Here is a 20,438-nt window from a genome sequence, read left to right on the forward strand (position 1 = left end):
CAGCAACCCCCCAAGGTTGCTGTTTTACTGATTATAGACTTAAGAACTTAATTGCGACACCGATGATGAACAAGACTGCGAAGAAGCCGAATGATGCACCAAAACCAACGGCAGAGTCGAGCGCATCGTTGCGTTTTGATTGAATATCGTTCTCGAACGCGTTTTCACTTGGTGGGCGTACTGAATGTGCCATGCTGCATTCCCCCTTAATAGATTCCGCTTCTAGTATAGCGGAATAAAAGAGGATTATCTATGATGAAGTTAAGAACAAACTGTGAAATGTGGTGGGAATGATGAAAACTCCTTGGCTCGTCAACGGAAAATTAGCGAATTTATACTTATTATATGGAACCGAACGACACTTGTTAGAAGAATGGGAACGTGAAATCGTAAAAGCGGCTCTACCGGACGGAGAGCGGTTTGATTATATGAAAATTGATTTGAACGATCAACCGCTCGACGCGGTGCTGGATGAAGCGGAGACCGTGCCATTCTTAAGTGACTACCGTGTCGTCGTTGCAAAACCAGCAACGTTTCTGACCGGTGCAAAAGATAAAAAACAACATAACCTCGAGCGCCTAGCGGACTATGTCATGCAACCAGCAGATTACGCGGTCGTCGTCTTGATCGTCGAAGCTGAAAAACTCGATGAACGAAAAACCGTCGTCAAACGATTGAAAGAGCGGGCGACGGTGCTTGAGGCGAAAAAACCGACGACTGAAGAGCTGTTCCACTTCGTTCTAGATGCGGTCAATGATAAAGGATACCGGATGGAACGTCCGGCGATCGAGCGTCTGATTTTCCTGACTGCTGAGATGTGGGGGACATTAGCGCACGAACTGGAGAAGTTGATGTTATTTGCGGGGGATCGACCGACGATTGAAATCGAGGATGTCGATTTGCTTGTTCCGCGGACATTAGAGGATAACGTCTTTCAATTAACGGATTACTTGATGAAACGTCAACTCGAACCGGCGATCCGTTTGATTCGTGACCTTGAGAAACAAGGACAAGAAGTGTTGGCACTTCTTGGACTGATGGCACGTCAATACCGGATGATGCTGTTGTCGAAACGATTAGCGGAGCAAGGGTACGGAGAACGACAAATCGCATCAAAAGTTGGTGCTCATCCGTATGCAATCAAATTGGCCTTGCAGTCTGCGAAGCGTTTTACCTTTGCACAGCTCGAGCAAGCACTCGTTGCCATTACGACGACGGATGAAGGCATGAAAACAGGACGCGGTGATAAGAAGATTTTATTTGATGCGTTGATTGTTCGTTTAGCGACGTTATAAGAGGAGGAAATCAATCATGAAAGTTCAGCTCATTACAGCAGAAGAAGTCATCCCTCTACGGCATGAAGTGTTGCGTCCCCATCAACCACGTGAAGCGTGCATCTACCCAGACGATGCGCTTGCATCGACATTCCATCTTGGTGGAATAAAAGAGCATCAAGTCGTCGCGATTGGTAGCTTTTCTGAACAATCACATGAACAAGCGCCAGGAGCGACGTATCAGCTTCGTGGAATGGCGTCGAGTGAACAAGTACGTGGTGAAGGGTACGGTCGGGCATTGATTGAAGAAGCCCGTCGAGTCTTACAGGAAAGACGAGTCGCTGCGTGGTGGTGTAACGCTCGCGTCACGGCACTTCCTTTTTATGAGCGTCTTGGACTAGAGCGCGTAGGAGAACCTTTCATGATCGAAGGAATCGGTCTTCATTATGTAATGATCGATCGTCTGAATGACAATTAATATGACAAATGGCGGAAGAGAGAATCGTATCGAACGATTCCTTCTTCCGCCATTTCAGATCATATAAAAAATCGCCACCGGAGATACCTCCTAGTGGCGACCCATCACCGTATTCTTCGGAAAGAATTAAAGTGCGTTTACGAGTTTAGCGAGACGTGATTTGTCACGACCAGCTTTGTTGCTGTGGATGAGACCTTTAGCAGCAGCTTTGTCGATTTTTTTAGAAGCTGTAGCGAAAGCAAGGACCGCTTGGTCTTTGTTACCTTCAGCTGCGAAAGTTTCGACTGCTTTAATCGCTGAACGCATTGCCGATTTACGTTGTACGTTAGCGACGCGGCGTTTTTCAGCTGTTTTAACGCGTTTGATTGCTGATTTAATGTTAGCCATGGATGATTCACCTCCAATAAAACTCATTCGAGATTTATATTCGCATATCTGCAGTTATCGTTCAACAGAACAAACACAATTGTAGCAAACGTTTTTCTTAAAAGCAATACGACGTCTAGGGAATCTTCACATTTTGTTTTTCGGGTAAAACAAAACGAGATAGTACAGTGAAGCGCTTTTTGGTATAATGAACCGTATGTACGTTTGAAAATAAGGTAAGGTGACTCTAAACATGACGAATGAAGACCGTTTAAAGCGGCAGAAGAGTATTCGTAACTTCTCGATCATTGCCCATATCGATCACGGGAAGTCGACACTCGCTGACCGAATTTTAGAAAAAACTGGCGCGTTGACATCGCGCGAAATGAAAGACCAGACACTTGATGCCATGGATCTCGAACGTGAGCGTGGAATCACGATTAAACTGAATGCTGTTCAATTGAAGTATACAGCAAAAGATGGGGAAGACTACATTCTTCACCTCATTGATACACCGGGACACGTCGACTTCACATATGAAGTCTCGCGTTCACTTGCAGCTTGTGAAGGAGCTGTCCTCGTCGTCGATGCGGCGCAAGGAATCGAAGCGCAGACGCTTGCGAACGTTTACTTAGCACTCGACAACGATCTCGAAATCCTTCCGATCATTAACAAAATCGATTTGCCTTCTGCAGACGTTGAACGCGTCCGTCAAGAAATCGAAGATGTCATCGGGCTCGATGCGTCTGAAGCCGTTCCGACATCTGCGAAGGCCGGAATCGGAATCGAAGAAATTTTAGAACAAATCGTCGAGAAAGTACCAGCTCCGACCGGTGATCCATCTGCACCGCTTGAAGCATTGATTTTCGACTCTTACTATGATGCTTATCGTGGTGTCGTTGCATCGATTCGAGTCGTCAACGGAACAGTTAAGGTTGGCGATAAGATCCGGATGATGTCAACAGGTAAGGATTTTGAAGTCCTTGAACTCGCTGTCGCAACACCAAAACCGTTACGTCAGCAAGAATTGACGGTCGGTGATGTTGGAACGTTGTCGGCTTCGATCAAAACGGTTGGCGATGTGCGTGTCGGGGATACGATCACGCTTGCGAAACAGCCGGCTGCTGAAGCACTGCCAGGTTACCGGAAAATGAATCCGATGGTGTACTGTGGACTCTATCCAATCGATGCTGCGAAGTACAACGATCTACGAGAAGCGCTTGAAAAACTACAACTCAGTGATGCGGCCCTTGAATTCGAACCAGAGACTTCACAAGCACTCGGATTCGGATTCCGTTGTGGATTCCTCGGGATGCTCCATATGGAGATCATTCAGGAGCGGATCGAACGTGAGTTCAACATCGATATGATCACGACGGCACCGTCCGTTATCTATCACGTGACGACGACAGCAGGTGAAGTCTTGCACGTCGATAACCCATCGAAGATGCCGGATCAGCAAAAAGTTGAATTCATCGAAGAGCCGTTCGTTAAGGCTGCTGTCATGACACCGAATGATTACGTTGGTGCGATCATGGAGTTGTGTCAGAAGAAACGCGGAACATTCGTCGATATGCAATACATCGATACGACACGTGTCAAAATCACGTATGAGTTACCGTTATCTGAGATCGTCTACGACTTCTTCGATCAGTTGAAATCAAGTACGAAAGGCTATGCGTCACTTGATTATGAATTGATTGGCTATCAACAGTCGCGTCTTGTCAAGATGGACATCCTACTCAACAACGAGAACGTCGATGCGCTCAGCTTCATCGTTCACCGTGACTTCGCGTACGAACGCGGGAAAGTCATCGTTGATAAGTTGAAGGAATTGATTCCGCGGATGCAGTTCGAAGTACCGATCCAGGCTGCTGTCGGAACGAAGATCGTCGCGCGTTCGACGATCAAGGCATTACGGAAGAACGTTCTTGCGAAATGTTACGGGGGAGATATCTCTCGGAAACGGAAGTTGCTCGAGAAGCAAAAAGAAGGTAAGAAACGCATGAAGATGGTAGGCTCAGTAGAGGTACCGCAAGAAGCCTTCATGTCCGTTCTATCCATGGACGAAGATTAAACAGGTGGGGGGCGCTTGCGTCCCCTTTTTGGTTTTTATAGAGAAAGGATGAGGCGAAATGGGAATACGCGCCGCATATGTCCACATCCCTTTTTGTGAACATATTTGTTATTACTGTGATTTCAATAAAGTCTTTTTAAAGAATCAGCCCGTCGATGAATATCTCGATGCACTCGAACGCGAAATCGAACTGACGCTGAAACAATACCCGACGGATTATCTCGAGACGATTTTCGTCGGTGGCGGCACACCGACCGCTTTGAATGAACCGCAGATGCAACGTTTAATGGAAATCATTCAGAAGCATTTGTTACCACTAACAGGTGACGATTTAGAGTACACGGTCGAGTCGAACCCGGATGGTGTATCAGAAGAGAAACTCGATATCATGAAGGCGGGTGGCGTCAACCGCGTCAGTTTTGGTGTCCAGTCATTTGATGACGGATTGCTCGAACGCATCGGTCGGACGCACCGGGAAGCAAAAGTCGCGCAGACGCTCGACGCAGCAGCGAAACGGTTTGATAACATCTCCGTCGACTTGATGTTCGGGTTACCGAATCAGACGCTCGATCAGGTCCGCTACGACGTCACGCGGGCACTTCAACTGCCGATTACACATATCTCATCTTATTCATTGATCTTAGAACCGCATACAGTCTTTGCGATTCAAGAGCGAAAAGGAAAGCTACCACTGCCGACGCAAGATCTCGAGGCAGAGATGTATCAAGTAATGATCGAAACGATAGAAGCGGGTGGATATGCGCAGTATGAGATCTCGAACTTCGCGGAAGCTGGTAAAGAGAGTCGGCATAATCGTGTCTACTGGGAAAATGATGAATACTACGGGTTCGGTGCAGGCTCACACAGCTACATCAATCAGACACGTCGTGCGAACATCGCACCGATTCCGCATTATATTAAAGCGGAAGGGTTACCGGTTCGAAAAGAGACGCCGTTGACGAACGTCGAGCGGATGGAAGAAGAGATGTTCCTTGGACTTCGAATGAAGGACGGCGTATCACTCGAACGTTTCCGAGCGAAGTATGGAGTAGCATTTGAAGATGTCTTTGGTGACGTCATGAAACGGTTGTTGCCAAACGGTCTTGTCGAACAAACGGAGACACATATTCGTTTGACGCCAGCCGGAATTCCGCTAGCGAATGAAGTCTTCGCAGAGTTTATTGGTGAAGCGCAGGTTCAATGAGTCTTAAATCATTGAAAAGAAAAAGGACTGACTTAAATAAGAATGACTCGTCTTTTCACGCCCTTTCCTCAGGCGAAACACAAGACCCGCTTTCCTGCTTCATTTAAGCAGGAAAGCGGGTCTTGTTTGTCTCTAACAGCGCAAAAATGCACTTTTTCCTGTAGGAGTGACGTGTGACGAGTCATTCTTTTTTTGTTAGAACTAGGACGTGACAGTCCGTACTCGACTCCTAAAGGAAAAGAAAGCTTTCGTCAGGGATGGGTAAGACCCGACAGATCGCATTGGATGCGAAGTGTCGCGACTTACCTCCCGTCTTTTAAAAGCGAGTATGACAGAAACGTTCATTGCTAAAACAGAATCTAAATCAGAATATCAGTCCATGTTTCCGTCATTTTTTTGATTTCCTTAAAAAATAAGCAGTCGTTCCGATGACCGCGATGAACAGCCAGACAAAGACTCCTGCCATTGCCAATAATTCAATCATCCGATTCATCCTTTCTGTTCTTTGTTTCACTGTATCGTAGAATGGGAAACTGTTCAAAGGGTCACGCAATTCGGTTGACATCGGACGGACAATTCCTTATAGTAAAAGATGTAATTAGCACTCGTTAAAAGTGAGTGCTAACAAAATAAGGTGGTGAAGAAGGTGCTGACGGATCGTCAATTGTTGATTTTACGTGCAATCGTCGATGATTACATCAAGACTGCTCAACCCGTCGGCTCACGGACGCTCTCGAAAAGAGACGACGTGACGTTCAGTTCCGCGACCATTCGTAACGAGATGGCGGACCTCGAAGAGATGGGTCTGATTGAAAAGCCACACACTTCCGCAGGTCGGATTCCTTCCGAACTCGGATACCGTTTTTATGTCGACCATCTGATTCGTCCGGAAAGCATCACACCAAAAGAAGCACAGGCATTGAAATCACTCTTTGCCCATTCCGTGAATGAGAATGATCGGTTGATTCGGCACACAGCAGACCTGTTGAGCGATTTAACCCATTACACGACGCTTGTACTTGGACCAAAAGAAGAAGGGCAACGTCTGCATCATCTGGAATTGATTCCTCTTGCCGAGGGTCGTGTCGTCATCGTTCTCGTCACCGAGACGGGACATGTCGAACACAAGACGTTGCAATTGAATCAAGCGTTATCCCAGGAAGCAGCGAGCCGGCTGATGGAACGTCTGAACCAGACGTTACGCGGTACGCCGCTCTCAGCCTTACGCAGTCGATTGCTTGAAGAGATTCGCCGATTCCGTTCGGAGCACTCTGAACAGACGGTCTTGCTCTCAAAAGCACTTGATCTCGTCTTGACGGATCAAGAGGAGCGACCGTTCATCTATTTGGGCGGGAAAGCCAACATGTTCGATCAGCCCGAATTTCAGGACGTTGCAAAACTACGACCGGTGCTCGAGTTGATCGAACAACAAGAAGCCGTTCTCGATTTTCTACGACCAAATCTTGATAATCAAATCTTGATTACGATCGGTAGCGAGAACAACGTCGATGCATTAAAAGATTGTAGCGTCATCCGAGCTCACTATTCGGTCGACGGTGTCTCGATCGGAACACTTGCATTGATTGGACCGAAACGGATGGATTACAATCGGGGAATCAACTCGATTATCCATTTACTCCAAGCATTCCAAGCCGAATTGCATAAGAACAATTTGGATTGAATATAGAAAGGGGCTCGATTCAGAGTGGAAGAAAAAGAACAGAATCAAAACCTCCAACAAGAAGAAAACGTAACAGAGTCGACTGACACAGTCGAAGTCACAGAAGAAGAAGTCATCCAAGCGGATCTCGTCGAAGACGAGAAACCAGACTTCGAAGCACAACTCGCAGAAGCAAAAGCTTCAGAGTTACGCCTCCGTGCAGATTTTGAAAACTTCAAACGTCGCAACCGTGTCGAAGCAGAGAATCGCGCGAAGTATTCATCACAAGCCATCGTCGAAAAGCTATTGCCGCTCGTCGATAACTTGGACCGTGCGCTCCAAATCGAAACAGAAAACGATGAGACAAAATCCGTCTTAGCTGGCGTTGAAATGGTAAAACGTCAACTCGTTGAAACACTTCAAAACGAAGGTGTCGTTGCGATTCCTGCCGTTGGAGAAGCGTTCGATCCGAACCTTCACCAAGCAGTCGTTCAAGAAGCAAGTGAAGAACACGAATCAGGCATCGTCACTGCCGAATTCCAAAAAGGGTACAAATTACACGATCGTGTAATTCGTCCAAGTATGGTTAAAGTAGCTGAGTAATCAGCAAGTAGGCATTTGAATATTCCAATCATTGAAAGCGAGGAAATAGATCATGGCAAAAATCATTGGTATTGACTTAGGTACAACGAACTCATGTGTTGCAGTAATGGAAGGTGGCGAACCAGTCGTCATCGCTAACGCAGAAGGAAACCGTACGACACCATCTGTCGTCGCATTCAAAAACGGCGAGCGTCAAGTAGGGGAAGTCGCAAAACGTCAAGCAATCACAAACCCGAACACGATCATGTCGATCAAGCGTCACATGGGTACGGATTATAAAGTAGAAGTAGAAGGCAAAGATTACACACCACAAGAAGTCTCTGCAATCATCCTTCAAAAATTAAAAGCACAAGCGGAAGACTACCTCGGTGAAAAAGTCACAGAAGCTGTCATCACAGTACCAGCTTACTTCAATGATGCAGAACGCCAAGCGACAAAAGACGCTGGTACGATTGCTGGTCTTGACGTAAAACGGATCATCAACGAGCCTACAGCGGCAGCACTCGCATACGGTCTCGAAAAAGGCGAAGACCATACGATCCTCATCTATGACCTTGGTGGTGGTACGTTCGACGTATCGATTCTTGAACTCGGTGACGGAGTCTTTGAAGTTGTTTCAACTGCTGGTGACAGCCGTCTCGGTGGAGATGATTTCGACCAAAAAATCATCGACCATCTCGTAGCAGAATTCAAAAAAGAAAACGGCATCGATCTTGCTCAAGACAAAATGGCGCTTCAACGTTTGAAAGATGCAGCTGAAAAAGCGAAAAAAGACCTTTCAGGTGTTTCTTCAACACAAATCAGCCTTCCGTTCATCACAGCTGGCGCATCAGGTCCACTTCACTTGGAAATGACGCTTTCACGTGCGAAATTCGATGATCTCACAGCAGATCTCGTTGAACGTACGATGGAACCAACACGCCGTGCTATGAATGATGCAGGTCTGACACCTGACAAAATCGATAAAATCATCCTCGTTGGTGGTTCGACTCGTATTCCTGCAGTTCAAAAAGCAATCCAAGACTTCACTGGCAAAGAATCGTTCAAAGGGGTTAACCCGGATGAAGTCGTTGCCCTCGGTGCGGCAGTTCAAGGTGGCGTATTGACAGGGGACGTTAAAGACGTCGTTCTTCTCGACGTAACTCCACTTTCACTCGGTATCGAAACAATGGGTGGCGTGATGACGAAATTGATCGACCGTAACACAACGATCCCAACTTCGAAATCACAAGTCTTCTCAACTGCAGCAGACAGCCAACCAGCTGTTGATATCCACGTCCTCCAAGGAGAACGTCCAATGGCAGCAGATAACAAAACGCTCGGTCGCTTCCAATTGACGGACATTCCACCAGCACCACGTGGCGTGCCACAAATCGAAGTTAAATTCGACATCGATGCGAACGGTATCGTTAACGTTTCTGCGAAAGATCTTGGAACAAACAAAGAACAATCAATCACGATCCAATCATCAAGCGGCTTGACTGAAGCAGACATCGAGCAAATGGTCAAAGATGCAGAAGCAAATGCGGACGCTGACAACAAGCGTAAAGAAGAAGTTGAATTACGCAACGAAGCAGACCAACTCGTTTTCGCAACAGATAAAGCAATCAAAGATCTTGGTGAGCAAGTTTCTGACGCTGACAAAGAAAAAGCAGAAGCTGCAAAAGAAAAAGTAACAAAAGCTCTCGAAGGAACAGACATCGAAGCAATCCGTGCTGCAAAAGACGAATTGTCGACAGTCGTTCAAGAGTTGACACAAAAAGTCTACGAGAACATGGCACAGCAACAAGCCGGCGCTGAAGGCGCACAAGCTGGTGGCCAAGACGACAACGTCATGGACGCAGAGTTCGAAGAAGTCGACGAGAAAGACAACAAGTAATTCATCCGACCGATTTTTCGGGCGCTAGAGAGAGCCAAAGCGTATCCGCGCTTTGGCTCTTTCCATGTCGCACGAAGTTCGGTAAAATCAAACAGTATGAAATGAATCGGAATAGAGAGAGGAAGACTGCACGTGGAAAAACGCGATTATTATGAAGTATTAGGCGTCGCGCGCGATGCCTCATCAGCGGAAATCAAACGCGCGTACCGTAAGCTTGCCCGGACGTACCACCCGGACGTCAATAAAGAAGCAGATGCGGATGCGAAATTCAAGGAATTATCGGAAGCGTATGAAGTGTTATCCGATGACAATAAACGAGCACGTTACGACCAATTCGGTCACCAAGATCCATCACAAGGTGGTGGTGGGTTCAGTGGCGCAGAAGGATTCGGAGACATCTTCGACATGTTCTTCGGTGGCGGACGTCGTCAAGATCCAAACGCACCACGTAAAGGACAGGATTTACAATACGTCGAAGAAATCGACTTCATGGAATCGGTCACAGGCGTTGAGAAGACGATCACAATCCCAGTCGAAGAAGATTGCGGTACATGTCACGGTTCTGGTGCTAAACCAGGAACACATCCGGAAACATGTAAACGATGCGGTGGTTCGGGTCACATCAACGTCGAACAAAACACGATGTTCGGTCGTGTCGTCAACCAAACGACATGTTCGACGTGTCATGGTCGTGGACAAATCGTCAAGGAACCATGTGAAACATGTCGTGGCGCCGGTCGTGTCCGTAAAAACAAAGATGTTCGGGTCAAAATTCCAGCAGGGATCGACAATGGGCAACAAATTCGCTTAGCAGGAAAAGGGGAAGCCGGCGTCAACGGTGGACCAGCAGGTGACTTGTATGTCGTCGTTCGTGTTGCAGCACACGAACTGTTCGAACGCGTCGACGATCATATCGTCATGGACATGCCGCTGACGTTTGCGCAAGCAACACTTGGAGATGAGATTGAAGTACCAACCGTTCACGGTAAGGTCAGTCTGAAGATTCCAGCCGGCACACAGACAGGTTCGCGATTCCGTCTACGCGGAAAAGGGATGCCGAATGTCCGGTCTGGTCATCATGGCGATCAGTACGTCAACGTCGTCGTCATCACGCCGAAGAATCTGACGGAACGTCAAAAAGAACTATTACGCGAATTCAATGAAATTAGCGATGAAAAAGGTGTTGAAGAGCAGCACGAAGGTGTCTTCAGCCGGATTAAGACATTCTTCACAGGGTGATCACTACAGAGGAGCGTGACAAGAAATGAAATGGTCAGAGATCTGTGTCCATACGACACAAGAAGCCATCGAAGCAGTTTCGAACATCTTACATGAAGCGGGAGCAAGCGGAGTCGTCATCGAGGACGTCGAAGATTTCGAGATGATGTCCCACCGTGAGGATAACTTCGGTGAAATTTGGGATGAGACGAAACGGGACGAGTACCCGACTCAAGGTGTACTCGTGAAGGCGTATCTTGCAGAAAGCAGCGATTTGACGGACACGATCAAAGGCATCGAACATGACATCCAACAGTTGACGAACTTCGGTTTGTCGATTGGTACGGGTGCTGTCACGCTGACTCAAGTAGATGAAGAAGACTGGGCTCATTCATGGAAACAATTCTATAAGCCGGTCAAGATCAGCCGTCATTTGACGGTCGTTCCGATGTGGGAAGACTACACACCACAGCCAGATGAAAAAATCATCGAGCTCGATCCAGGCATGGCATTCGGAACGGGAACACACCCGACGACGGTCCTCTGTATTCAAGCAATCGAAAACTACTTACAAGAGGAGGACCGTGTCGTCGACGTCGGAACGGGATCCGGTGTCTTAGCGATCGCAGCAGCGAAGCTAGGAGCAAAAGATGTCTTTGCACTTGACCTAGACGAAGTCGCTGTCAAATCAGCGACAGAAAACGTCGCCTTGAACGAAGTCAGTGAGCAGATCACAGTCCGTCAAGGAGACTTGATGAAGGAATTGAGTGAACCGGTCGAGTTGATCGTCGCGAACATCTTAGCGGAAGTCATTCTCCTTTTCGTCAAAGATGCCTATACATTGACGTTACCTGGCGGACATTTCATCGCTTCAGGTATCATCAGTCAGAAGAAAGACATGGTCGTCCAAGCGATGCAAGAAGCAGGCTTTACGATTGTTGAGACGACGAAGCTTGAAGACTGGGTCGCGATCATCGCAAAACGGGAGGAGTAAACGCATGCAACGGTATTTCGTCGAACCCTCGATGCGTCAGGGAGATGTCTTTCATCTCCCAAAAGACGACGCACACCATATGAAGAACGTCATGCGAATGGAAGTCGGCGGAGAGATTCTCGTACTTGACGGAACAGGTCTTTATCGGTGTCGTCTTGAAGCACTCGATAAGCAAGCGGCATCTGCACGGATTGAAGAGACTTTACCGATTGAAACAGAACTACCGATTCGTGTGACGATTGCCCATGGATTACCAAAGGGCGATAAGATCGAACTCGTTGCGCAAAAAGCAACGGAACTTGGGATCCATCATCTACGGATTTTCGAAGCTGATCGTTCCGTCTCAAAATGGGATCAGAAGAAAGTTCCAAAGAAGCTGGAGCGACTCGAAAAAATCGTCAAGGAAGCAGCGGAACAATCGTATCGTGCCCACTTGCCGACGGTTGACTTCGTGGCGTATGATGAAGTCTTACAGGATGCATCGAACTACACGGCTTGTCTGGTTGCCTATGAAGAATCAGCAAAACAAGGGGAGGCTTCCGTCCTTGCTACGACGCTTGCTGAGCTACAAGAAGGAGATTCTCTTCTTGTTGTGATCGGACCTGAAGGCGGGTTCGCAGAAGCGGAAATCGCACGTTTGACGGATGCCGGTTTTAAACAAGCCGCTCTAGGGCGCCGCATCTTACGGACGGAAACGGCTCCATTTTATGTCCTTTCCGCCGTCTCGTATCATTTTGAATTGAAAGGGTGAACGAAATGGCAACTGTTGCCTTTCAAACGCTTGGCTGTAAAGTCAACCACTACGAAACAGAAGCTGTCTGGCAACTGTTCAAAGACGCTGGTTACGCACGCGTTGATTTTGCGGATCATGCGGACGTTTATGTCGTCAATACATGTACGGTCACGAATACCGGAGATAAGAAAAGTCGTCAAGTCATCCGACGAGCGATTCGCCAAAATCCGGATAGTGTCATCTGCGTAACGGGCTGTTATGCCCAAACATCTCCTGCTGAAATCATGGCGATTCCTGGCGTCGATGTCGTCGTCGGAACACAAGATCGGCATAAAATGATTGGATACATCGAACAATTCCGTGAAGAACGCATGCCAATCAATGCGGTCGGAAACATCATGAAAGCAAAAGTCTATGAAGAACTGGATGTACCGGCCTTTACGGACCGGACACGAGCTTCTCTGAAAATTCAAGAAGGCTGTAACAACTTCTGTACGTTCTGTATCATCCCATGGGCGCGTGGTCTCATGCGGTCTCGTCAACCGGAAGATGTCTTGAAGCAAGCACAACAGCTTGTTGATGCGGGTTACAAAGAAATCGTCTTAACGGGAATCCATACAGGTGGATACGGAGAAGACTTGAAAGACTACAATTTAGCGAAATTACTTAAAGCACTCGAATCCGTCAATGGACTTGAACGTTTACGGATTTCGTCGATCGAAGCGAGTCAAATCACGGACGAGGTACTCGATGTCCTGAAGGATTCACCAATCGTCGTTCGTCACTTGCACGTTCCAATCCAGTCTGCATCCGATACGGTCCTCCGCCGGATGCGCCGCAAGTATACGATGGCGGAATTCGGAGAACGGATCACACGTCTGAAGGAAGTTCTGCCTGACTGTGCAATCACGTCAGATGTCATCGTTGGTTTCCCAGGTGAGACGGAAGAAGAGTTCATGGAAACGTTCAACTTCATTAATGATCATAAGTTCAGTGAATTGCATGTATTCCCGTACTCGAAACGGACCGGTACACCGGCTGCGATGATGGACGATCAAGTCGAGGAATCAATCAAGGAAGAACGCGTCGCGCGTTTGATCGCCTTATCGGATCAACTCGCGAAGGAATACGCTTCGAAATACGAGGGAGAATTGCTTGAGATCATTCCGGAAGAATTCTCGGAAGAAGCAGGTGGTCGTCTCGTCGGTTACACAGATAACTATTTACGTGTTGCAATCGAAGGCGACGAGTCGATGATCGGACAACTCGTTCGTGTCAAAATCACGAAAGCCGGCTATCCGATGAATGATGGTCAATTCGTTCGAATCATGCAGACACTTAAAGACGCTGCAGTCTAATGATTCGTAAAAGCGATCTCGATATACGCATATAAGAAAACAGCCTCGAAATAGGGGCTGTTTTCTTACGTTACTATGTAGGGTGCTTTAGTTTTTTAAAACAACTTTTGATCGATTCATTTTAGAAAATGATTTTATGTTATGGTTTTCATAAGTAGATTATTACCAGAAACAAGACCTCATGATATGAGCATAACACTTCACATACAAAGGGATTTTTCAAAATGAAAACAAACGGATTATCAGTTCTATCAGTCATCTTAACAGTATTGATGTTCATCGTTTTATTTAATCAAGAGGCATTTGCGTATAGTTCGATTATTTTAATCGTCCTAATAATAAGTATTACTTGTTTGACGTTTTTGAACACAGGTAAGAAAAAACAATGAATCGATCATTGAATTGAAGACTAAAGACGACATGCATTGCTTTTCTTACATAGAGGAGCATCGCATGTTATTTTGTTTTCATTTCAGGAATGCGCTACACTGAATACAGTTCAATTAAGGAAAGAGGATATCATTCATGCGAATCAACAAATTCATTAGCGAAACGGGCTTTTGCTCAAGACGTGCTGCCGATAAACTGATCGATGCAGGTCGTGTGACGATCAACGGTCTGACAGCAGAACTCGGCTCGCAAGCTGAAGAAACGGACGTCGTCGAAATCGACGGTCAGCCGCTCCAGACAAAACCAAAACCTGTCTACATCGTCTTAAATAAACCAGTCGGCATCACGTGTACGACAGAGCTTGATATCGAAGGAAACATCATCGATTTCGTCAATCATCCGAAGCGGATTTTCCCAATCGGTCGCCTCGATAAAGATTCAGACGGCTTGATTCTTTTGACGAATGACGGTGATGTCGTTAACCGGATCTTACGAGCAGAAAACAATCACGATAAAGAATATATCGTAACCGTCGATGCACCAATTACAGATACGTTCATTCAAGGGATGGCGAGTGGTGTTGACATTCTCGGTACGACAACGAAGGAATGCATCGTTGAACCACTTGAGACACGGACATTCCGGATCATTTTGACGCAAGGGTTAAATCGTCAGATTCGCCGTATGTGTAAAGAGTTCGGCTACCGAGTTAAGCGTCTCCAACGCGTTCGGATCATGAACATCGAGCTTGGCGATTTACCGATTGGTTCTTGGCGTGATTTGACAGAAGAGGAATTACGCGAGTTGTTTACGACGCTTGACGGGCAATAAGGTTCAATGAAAGTCGCCACTGGCGGCTTTCTTCATACATAAGGGGGATGACCGTGGATAAACGGGGTATGAGTGCGACATTCGTCGCCTACGTGATTGGTGGACTGTTGCCGATCTACAAAGTATTTGCTGCTGGTATTCCAGCATGGACGGTCGTTTCAATTCGGATATTGAGTGCGTTCATCTTCGTGACGTTGTTACTACGCCTGACGAAGAAATTCCAATTCGTTCGTCAATTATGGCAAAACAAACGCCAGCGCTATACCGTTCTTGCGGCAGGGCTCGTATTAGGCGGGAACTGGTCGCTCTATCTGTACGCCATCGGGGAAGGGTATATCGTTGAGTCGTCACTCGGGTATTACATCAATCCGCTCGTCAGCGTCTTGTTCGGTTTGATCTTTTTTAAGGAACGATTGACGCGTCCGCAAGTGATTGCAATTTTATCAGCAATCATCGGTGTGATGATTTTAACGCTCGGTTATGGTCAATTTCCGATTATCGCCTTTTCACTTGCCGTCTCGTTCGCATTTTACGGTGTGCTGAAGAAAAAGGCAGCAGCCGAACCATTATCCGGATTATTTTTAGAGACACTCGTCACGCTTCCGTTCGCTCTCTTGACGCTTGGTGTGACAGATAGTCAACCGCTTGCGATGCCGACGAGTGCATTGATTGCGATCATCATGCTCGGAATCGCAACAGCAGTCCAATTGATGTTATTCGGATACGGAATGCCGAAAATCCCGTTTGTCTACGTCGGGATTCTCCAATACATTGCCCCGACGCTGACGCTGCTCCTTGGAATTTATCTATTTAATGACGTCTTTACGACGATTCACTTCATCGCTTTCCTGTTCATTTGGATTGCTGTTGCTCTATTTACGATCAGCGGTTTATCGGCAGGAAAGATGCGAATGAAGAAGGTATCATAATGAAAGAAGGGATTACGTGAATCTACCAGGATTCTTTGCGACACTTGTCGCGTATATCATTTGGGGACTCTTACCGCTCTACTGGAAGATGCTCGCCAATGTACCGAGTGAGGAGATACTGGCACACCGCATCATCTGGTCATTCTTATTTCTGCTCATCCTATTATCATTTCAAAAAGCGCTTGGGAAGTGGAAGACGGCGCTGCGCGATCCGTTCACGCGCCGACTCTTTTTCTTAAACGGACTGATCATCAGTCTGAACTGGTTCATCTATATCTGGGCCGTCAATCATCAATTCATTGTTGAGGCATCGCTTGGCTATTATATCAACCCGCTCGTCAGTATCGTCTTCGGTGTCGTATTCTTTCGTGAAAAACTCTCACGGATCGAGTGGGTATCGATTGTCCTTGCGACAATCGGTGTCTTGATTTTAACGATTGGCTACGGCGAGTTTCCATGGATTTCGATCGCACTTGCCTTAAGCTTCGGCTTTTACGGCGTCGTCAAAAAGCGGCGACCGCTCGAATCAACGGTTAGTCTGACGCTTGAGACGATGGCGCCGCTTCCGCTTGCTTTGATTTTTCTCGGGTATTGGCAGGTGCAAGGGACGTCTTCGATGACCGAATCCGTTGGTACGACGACCGGACTCATCTTGACCGGGATCGTCACCGCCGTTCCACTTTTGTTATTCGGATTTGGGGCACAACGGATTCCATTCACGTGGGTCGGATTCCTCCAATTCGTCGCACCGACCTTGTCGCTCGGACTCGGTGTATTGCTTTATCACGAACCATTTACTAAAACACACATGGTGGCGTTTACATGTATTTGGACAGCAGCAATCATCTTTACGCTCAATGGTGTCTGGATTCGGAAAAAACAGCTCCGAAAAGTCGCGTAAAAAGATAGAAGTCTGACCTCTTGCGTGATAGAATAAAAACAGAGTCTAAGGGATACCCTTAAGGAGGACAACAAACATGAATTTAGCAGGAATGATCGACCATACGGCACTAAAGCCAGAAACATCACGTGCTCAAATCGAAACACTCTGTAAAGAAGCATTAGAATACAAATTCGCAAGCGTCTGTGTTAACCCAACATACGTCGCGTTAGCAGCAGAACTCTTAAAATCAGATGACGACGTCAAAGTATGTACAGTCATCGGCTTCCCACTTGGAGCAAACACACCAGAAGTGAAAGCATTTGAAACAAAAGATGCGATCCAAAACGGTGCAACAGAAATCGATATGGTTCTCAACATCGGCGCATTAAAAGATGGCGATCTTGAGTTAGTTGAACGTGACATTCGTGCGGTTGTCGAAGCGGCAAACGGTACACTCGTTAAAGTCATTTTCGAAAACTGCCTTCTTACAAAAGAAGAAATCAAAACAGCTGCTGAACTTTCAGTTAAAGCAGGTGCTAACTTCGTGAAGACATCGACTGGTTTCTCAACTGGTGGTGCTACAGTTGAAGACATCCGTCTCATGCGTGAGACAGTTGGTCCTGACATCGGTGTTAAAGCATCTGGTGGTGTTCGCGACTTCGAAGGTGCAAAAGCAATGATCGATGCAGGTGCATCGCGTATTGGTGCATCAGCAGGAATTGCAATCGTTACAGGCGGTACGTCTGATAGCGACTACTAAGAATATCTGACATGTCCCTCTTTTTAAGAGGGGCATGTTTTTTTGTTATGAAAGTATTCTGATTTTAAATTTTGTATTAAGAAGTCAGACATCGCTTCCGATAATCAGATGTAGAATGTTGGAAGGGTGTGGAATAGATGAAACGATGGAGTGGAATCATCCTGGCATCGACACTTAGCCTCGCAGGGTGCGGTAGTGTCATCGATGATCCAGAACGAGCAGTCAAGGAAAGAAAGGAAATGGCAGTCGTCTTGTCTGATGTGGGTCTTGGCGATCAGTCGTTCAGCGATGCGGCAATGAGTGGTATGGCGTTGTTACGCGAGAAGGAAGGCTGGTCGATCGATTACCGAGAATTGAATGAAACGAAGACTTATAAAGCAGCATTCGAAGCGTTAGCGAAAAAGAAGCCGACCGTTATCGTCGGACTCGGCTTTATGGGACAGACGGATCTTGAAACGGTTGCTAAAAAATATCCGAAACAACAATTCGCCTTGATTGATGCTGTTTCGACGTTACCGAACGTGCTCTCGGTTACATTCAAGGAAGATGAGGGTAGTTACTTAGCCGGTGCTGCGGCAGGGATCCAAACGAAGACGAATACGATTGGTTTCGTCGGTGGGATGAAGTCACCTCTGATCGAAAAATTCGAAAAAGGATACATAGCTGGCGCAAAAGCCGTCAATCCAAAAACAAAAGTACTCGTCGAATATGCTGAAGACTTTGCAGCGCCCGAAAAGGGACGGACGCTCGCAAACGAAATGATGCAGAAAAAGGCAGACGTATTATACGCAGCTGCTGGATTGACGGGAAGTGGTGTCCTTGAGGCAGCACAAACGAAGGGGAAAAAAGCCATCGGTGTCGATAGCGATCAGACCGCGATTGCACCTGACGCCGTCATGACGTCAATGCTAAAACAAGTTGATCTTGCGATTACGAAAATCGGACAAGATGTAGCTGCGAAAGGTCTACAGTCCGGACAAGTCGTCCTTGGCGTCAAAGAAGGAGCGATCCAGTTGGCTCCAATCCGAAACACGAACTTTACGGACGGAGAACGAAAAAAATTAGAGCAGCTGCAGCAAGATGTGCTCGAAGGTAAGGTGACGATCCAATGACGTTACGGAAACGATTTTTACTCTCAACGTTAGTGACGATTTTGAGTGTCGTCATCTTGATGGGATGGACTTTGTTCCAGCTCCGTCAAATTCAGTCCTACAACGAAGATTATGGGAAACAGCTCGTTGAGATCTCAGAACTTGAAACGAAGCTCTTATACGAACAAGCAGCCTGGAACCGACTGGCAAGCCAACCGTCTGAGAGTCAGGCGGAGCAAGTACAGGCACTTAGTAAAAAGAACGAACAAGCATTAAACGAATTACAGAAGACGTATTTGATTCCTGCATTTCAAGAAGAGTTGAACCGGGCGGATATGAAGTATAAGACGCTTGCAACGAAGCGGACAGAACTGACGGACGCGATGAATCCGATTGAAATTCGCTCGCACGCTGCACAGATTGAGGGTGTCCTCAGTGATCTCTACACGTTACATACGAAAAATGGAGAGTTTTATGATGTCTTACAACGTGAAGCAAAAGACGAGACATTAAATCTGACGCGGACTGTCTTGATCGCGACATTCATTCTCCTGATTGGTCTTGCGTTATACAACTGGTACTTCGCACGTAGCATCACGCGACCGATCAGCCGTGTCGTCCGGACGGCAGAACAGATTTCGGACGGAGACTTATCGCAGGAATTAGTCGTATCCGGTCGAAAAGATGAGATTGGTCGACTCGAGACAGCGGTTGCGCAGATGCAAGGAACCTTACATGAAGTCATTGGAACGATCAGTCGTTCGTCGAACACGATTCGTCAGATGAGTACGGAAGCGACGACAGAGAACGCAAATATCGTTGAAGTTTCTGGCAACATGACCCATGCGATCAATGAGATGGCGAGTGGTACTCAAACGGTGTCGGACGATATCCAGACGACGGTCAGTACGATGTCTGATATGCAACAGCTCTTTGAAGAGAGTGAACAACGCGCACAAACCGCTTATGCAGAAGGGCAGGCGGCTGATCACGTGATGGTTCAAAGTAGTTCCGTCATGGAACAGCAAGCACGGTCACTTCGTGCGTCAACGGAGCAAAACCGCGAACTCGGTCAGAAACTGGAAGGTTTCCTTGAGCAGACGCAACAAATCGAGCAGATGGCGCAACTCGTCGCGGGAGTCTCCGCGCAGACGAACTTATTGTCACTTAATGCGGCAATCGAAGCGGCACGGGCTGGAGAAGCTGGCCGAGGATTTGCCGTCGTGGCAAGTGAAGTCAAAAAGTTAGCAGATGAGACACACGAAGCGACACGTTCGATCTTCTCGCTTGTCCGTTCGATTCGTCAGGACGGTGCCGTCTTACAAGAAGCACTCATGCAAGCGGAGCGAGAACAGACGAACCAGGTCGAGAACTTTACACACGTCCAACAAGCTTTTGGTGAAACGCGTCAAAAGGTAGCGAACGTGACGGAAACACTAGATTATGTGACGAAGCAACTCGTTCATTCGAAGCAACAAGCTCGCCATGTCGTTGGTCAAGTCAGTACAGTCAGTGGTGTCATGGAAGAACTTGCAGCCGGGAATGAAGAGATCGCAGCTTCGATGCGTGATCAACAGGCCTCGTTTGAACAGATTCATCAATTGATGCAAGAACTCGAGTCGACGACGACGTCGCTTGACAGTCAGACACATCAATTCAAAATTTAATGAACACAGCAAAAAGTGCACTCCTTCTCGGGAAGAGAAGAAG

General features: G+C 47.0%; 20 protein-coding genes. 18 read left to right on the top strand and 2 right to left on the bottom strand.

Annotated elements, in window-relative coordinates; genetic code table 11:
* Positions 1 to 31: 31 nt before the first annotated feature.
* A complete protein-coding gene (locus K6T22_RS04255; RefSeq protein ID WP_023467431.1) occupies positions 32 to 193 on the bottom strand; it encodes a YqzM family protein in 162 nt (53 codons plus the stop codon).
* A gap of 100 nt (positions 194 to 293) precedes the next feature.
* On the opposite strand from K6T22_RS04255, the gene holA reads away from it, so the two are divergent.
* Both holA and K6T22_RS04265 read left to right on the top strand, forming a co-directional pair.
* Positions 294 to 1,295: a DNA polymerase III subunit delta gene (holA, locus tag K6T22_RS04260; RefSeq protein WP_238239075.1), complete on the top strand. Its 1,002-nt coding sequence runs from the start codon at positions 294 to 296 to the stop codon at positions 1,293 to 1,295.
* Positions 1,296 to 1,311: 16 nt separating this feature from the next.
* Complete coding sequence (locus K6T22_RS04265; RefSeq protein WP_238239076.1) at positions 1,312 to 1,752, top strand: GNAT family N-acetyltransferase; 441 nt, start codon at positions 1,312 to 1,314, stop codon at positions 1,750 to 1,752.
* A 126-nt stretch (positions 1,753 to 1,878) separates the two neighbouring features.
* Here the strand turns inward: K6T22_RS04265 and rpsT are convergent, their stop codons facing one another.
* On the bottom strand, positions 1,879 to 2,139 hold the full coding sequence (rpsT, locus tag K6T22_RS04270) for a 30S ribosomal protein S20 (protein ID WP_023467434.1): 261 nt from the start codon (positions 2,137 to 2,139) through the stop codon (positions 1,879 to 1,881).
* A gap of 232 nt (positions 2,140 to 2,371) precedes the next feature.
* Here rpsT and lepA point away from each other — a divergent pair, with 232 nt between their 5' ends.
* The 16 genes from lepA (at position 2,372) to K6T22_RS04350 (ending at position 20,395) form a co-directional block, all read left to right on the top strand.
* Positions 2,372 to 4,195, top strand: coding sequence for a translation elongation factor 4 (gene lepA, locus K6T22_RS04275; protein WP_029340997.1), 1,824 nt, complete (start codon positions 2,372 to 2,374; stop codon positions 4,193 to 4,195).
* 64 nt (positions 4,196 to 4,259) lie between these two features.
* Positions 4,260 to 5,399 (top strand): radical SAM family heme chaperone HemW, encoded by a 1,140-nt coding sequence (hemW, locus tag K6T22_RS04280; RefSeq protein ID WP_238240021.1) that lies wholly within the window; start codon positions 4,260 to 4,262, stop codon positions 5,397 to 5,399.
* 646 nt (positions 5,400 to 6,045) lie between these two features.
* Positions 6,046 to 7,080: a heat-inducible transcriptional repressor HrcA gene (hrcA, locus tag K6T22_RS04285; RefSeq protein ID WP_053452709.1), complete on the top strand. Its 1,035-nt coding sequence runs from the start codon at positions 6,046 to 6,048 to the stop codon at positions 7,078 to 7,080.
* A gap of 24 nt (positions 7,081 to 7,104) precedes the next feature.
* On the top strand, positions 7,105 to 7,662 hold the full coding sequence (gene grpE, locus K6T22_RS04290) for a nucleotide exchange factor GrpE (RefSeq protein WP_238239078.1): 558 nt from the start codon (positions 7,105 to 7,107) through the stop codon (positions 7,660 to 7,662).
* Positions 7,663 to 7,714: 52 nt separating this feature from the next.
* Positions 7,715 to 9,541, top strand: coding sequence for a molecular chaperone DnaK (gene dnaK / locus K6T22_RS04295; protein WP_238239080.1), 1,827 nt, complete (start codon positions 7,715 to 7,717; stop codon positions 9,539 to 9,541).
* Positions 9,542 to 9,673: 132 nt separating this feature from the next.
* Positions 9,674 to 10,780 (top strand): molecular chaperone DnaJ, encoded by a 1,107-nt coding sequence (gene dnaJ, locus K6T22_RS04300; protein WP_023467442.1) that lies wholly within the window; start codon positions 9,674 to 9,676, stop codon positions 10,778 to 10,780.
* A 25-nt stretch (positions 10,781 to 10,805) separates the two neighbouring features.
* Positions 10,806 to 11,753, top strand: coding sequence for a 50S ribosomal protein L11 methyltransferase (gene prmA, locus K6T22_RS04305; RefSeq protein ID WP_238239081.1), 948 nt, complete (start codon positions 10,806 to 10,808; stop codon positions 11,751 to 11,753).
* A 4-nt stretch (positions 11,754 to 11,757) separates the two neighbouring features.
* Entirely contained in the window at positions 11,758 to 12,504 is a 747-nt protein-coding gene (locus K6T22_RS04310) for a 16S rRNA (uracil(1498)-N(3))-methyltransferase (RefSeq protein ID WP_238239082.1), read from the top strand.
* A 5-nt stretch (positions 12,505 to 12,509) separates the two neighbouring features.
* On the top strand, positions 12,510 to 13,844 hold the full coding sequence (mtaB, locus tag K6T22_RS04315; RefSeq protein WP_023467445.1) for a tRNA (N(6)-L-threonylcarbamoyladenosine(37)-C(2))-methylthiotransferase MtaB: 1,335 nt from the start codon (positions 12,510 to 12,512) through the stop codon (positions 13,842 to 13,844).
* Between the two features lie 224 nt (positions 13,845 to 14,068).
* On the top strand, positions 14,069 to 14,233 hold the full coding sequence (locus tag K6T22_RS04320) for a hypothetical protein (protein ID WP_238239083.1): 165 nt from the start codon (positions 14,069 to 14,071) through the stop codon (positions 14,231 to 14,233).
* 136 nt (positions 14,234 to 14,369) lie between these two features.
* Entirely contained in the window at positions 14,370 to 15,065 is a 696-nt protein-coding gene (rluF, locus tag K6T22_RS04325) for a 23S rRNA pseudouridine(2604) synthase RluF (RefSeq protein WP_023467446.1), read from the top strand.
* A 47-nt stretch (positions 15,066 to 15,112) separates the two neighbouring features.
* Complete coding sequence (gene rarD / locus K6T22_RS04330; protein ID WP_238239084.1) at positions 15,113 to 15,994, top strand: EamA family transporter RarD; 882 nt, start codon at positions 15,113 to 15,115, stop codon at positions 15,992 to 15,994.
* Between the two features lie 16 nt (positions 15,995 to 16,010).
* Positions 16,011 to 16,895 carry an EamA family transporter RarD gene (rarD, locus tag K6T22_RS04335; RefSeq protein ID WP_238239085.1) on the top strand — a complete coding sequence of 295 codons (885 nt, stop codon included), beginning with the start codon at positions 16,011 to 16,013 and terminating at the stop codon, positions 16,893 to 16,895.
* A gap of 76 nt (positions 16,896 to 16,971) precedes the next feature.
* On the top strand, positions 16,972 to 17,637 hold the full coding sequence (gene deoC / locus K6T22_RS04340; RefSeq protein ID WP_023467449.1) for a deoxyribose-phosphate aldolase: 666 nt from the start codon (positions 16,972 to 16,974) through the stop codon (positions 17,635 to 17,637).
* Positions 17,638 to 17,774: 137 nt separating this feature from the next.
* Positions 17,775 to 18,749 (top strand): BMP family lipoprotein, encoded by a 975-nt coding sequence (locus tag K6T22_RS04345; protein WP_058704806.1) that lies wholly within the window; start codon positions 17,775 to 17,777, stop codon positions 18,747 to 18,749.
* On the top strand, positions 18,746 to 20,395 hold the full coding sequence (locus tag K6T22_RS04350; protein ID WP_238239086.1) for a methyl-accepting chemotaxis protein: 1,650 nt from the start codon (positions 18,746 to 18,748) through the stop codon (positions 20,393 to 20,395). The genes K6T22_RS04345 and K6T22_RS04350 overlap by 4 nt, the downstream gene beginning before the upstream one ends.
* The last annotated feature ends 43 nt before the right edge of the window (positions 20,396 to 20,438 follow it).

It is taken from the genome of Exiguobacterium acetylicum, from assembly GCF_022170825.1.
Classification (GTDB): Bacteria; Bacillota; Bacilli; order Exiguobacteriales; family Exiguobacteriaceae; genus Exiguobacterium_A; species Exiguobacterium_A acetylicum_B.

Bases quoted from the DNA above. Each gene is read 5' to 3' on its own strand.
- K6T22_RS04350 (WP_238239086.1), top strand. From the start codon at position 18,746: ATGACGTTACGGAAACGATTTTTACTCTCAACGTTAGTGACGATTTTG.
- rpsT (WP_023467434.1), bottom strand. From the start codon at position 2,139: ATGGCTAACATTAAATCAGCAATCAAACGCGTTAAAACAGCTGAAAAA.
- K6T22_RS04310 (WP_238239082.1), top strand. From the start codon at position 11,758: ATGCAACGGTATTTCGTCGAACCCTCGATGCGTCAGGGAGATGTCTTT.
- lepA (WP_029340997.1), top strand. From the start codon at position 2,372: ATGACGAATGAAGACCGTTTAAAGCGGCAGAAGAGTATTCGTAACTTC.
- prmA (WP_238239081.1), top strand. From the start codon at position 10,806: ATGAAATGGTCAGAGATCTGTGTCCATACGACACAAGAAGCCATCGAA.
- K6T22_RS04265 (WP_238239076.1), top strand. From the start codon at position 1,312: ATGAAAGTTCAGCTCATTACAGCAGAAGAAGTCATCCCTCTACGGCAT.
- K6T22_RS04255 (WP_023467431.1), bottom strand. From the start codon at position 193: ATGGCACATTCAGTACGCCCACCAAGTGAAAACGCGTTCGAGAACGAT.
- rarD (WP_238239084.1), top strand. From the start codon at position 15,113: ATGACCGTGGATAAACGGGGTATGAGTGCGACATTCGTCGCCTACGTG.
- holA (WP_238239075.1), top strand. From the start codon at position 294: ATGAAAACTCCTTGGCTCGTCAACGGAAAATTAGCGAATTTATACTTA.
- deoC (WP_023467449.1), top strand. From the start codon at position 16,972: ATGAATTTAGCAGGAATGATCGACCATACGGCACTAAAGCCAGAAACA.
- rluF (WP_023467446.1), top strand. From the start codon at position 14,370: ATGCGAATCAACAAATTCATTAGCGAAACGGGCTTTTGCTCAAGACGT.
- K6T22_RS04320 (WP_238239083.1), top strand. From the start codon at position 14,069: ATGAAAACAAACGGATTATCAGTTCTATCAGTCATCTTAACAGTATTG.
- mtaB (WP_023467445.1), top strand. From the start codon at position 12,510: ATGGCAACTGTTGCCTTTCAAACGCTTGGCTGTAAAGTCAACCACTAC.
- K6T22_RS04345 (WP_058704806.1), top strand. From the start codon at position 17,775: ATGAAACGATGGAGTGGAATCATCCTGGCATCGACACTTAGCCTCGCA.
- dnaK (WP_238239080.1), top strand. From the start codon at position 7,715: ATGGCAAAAATCATTGGTATTGACTTAGGTACAACGAACTCATGTGTT.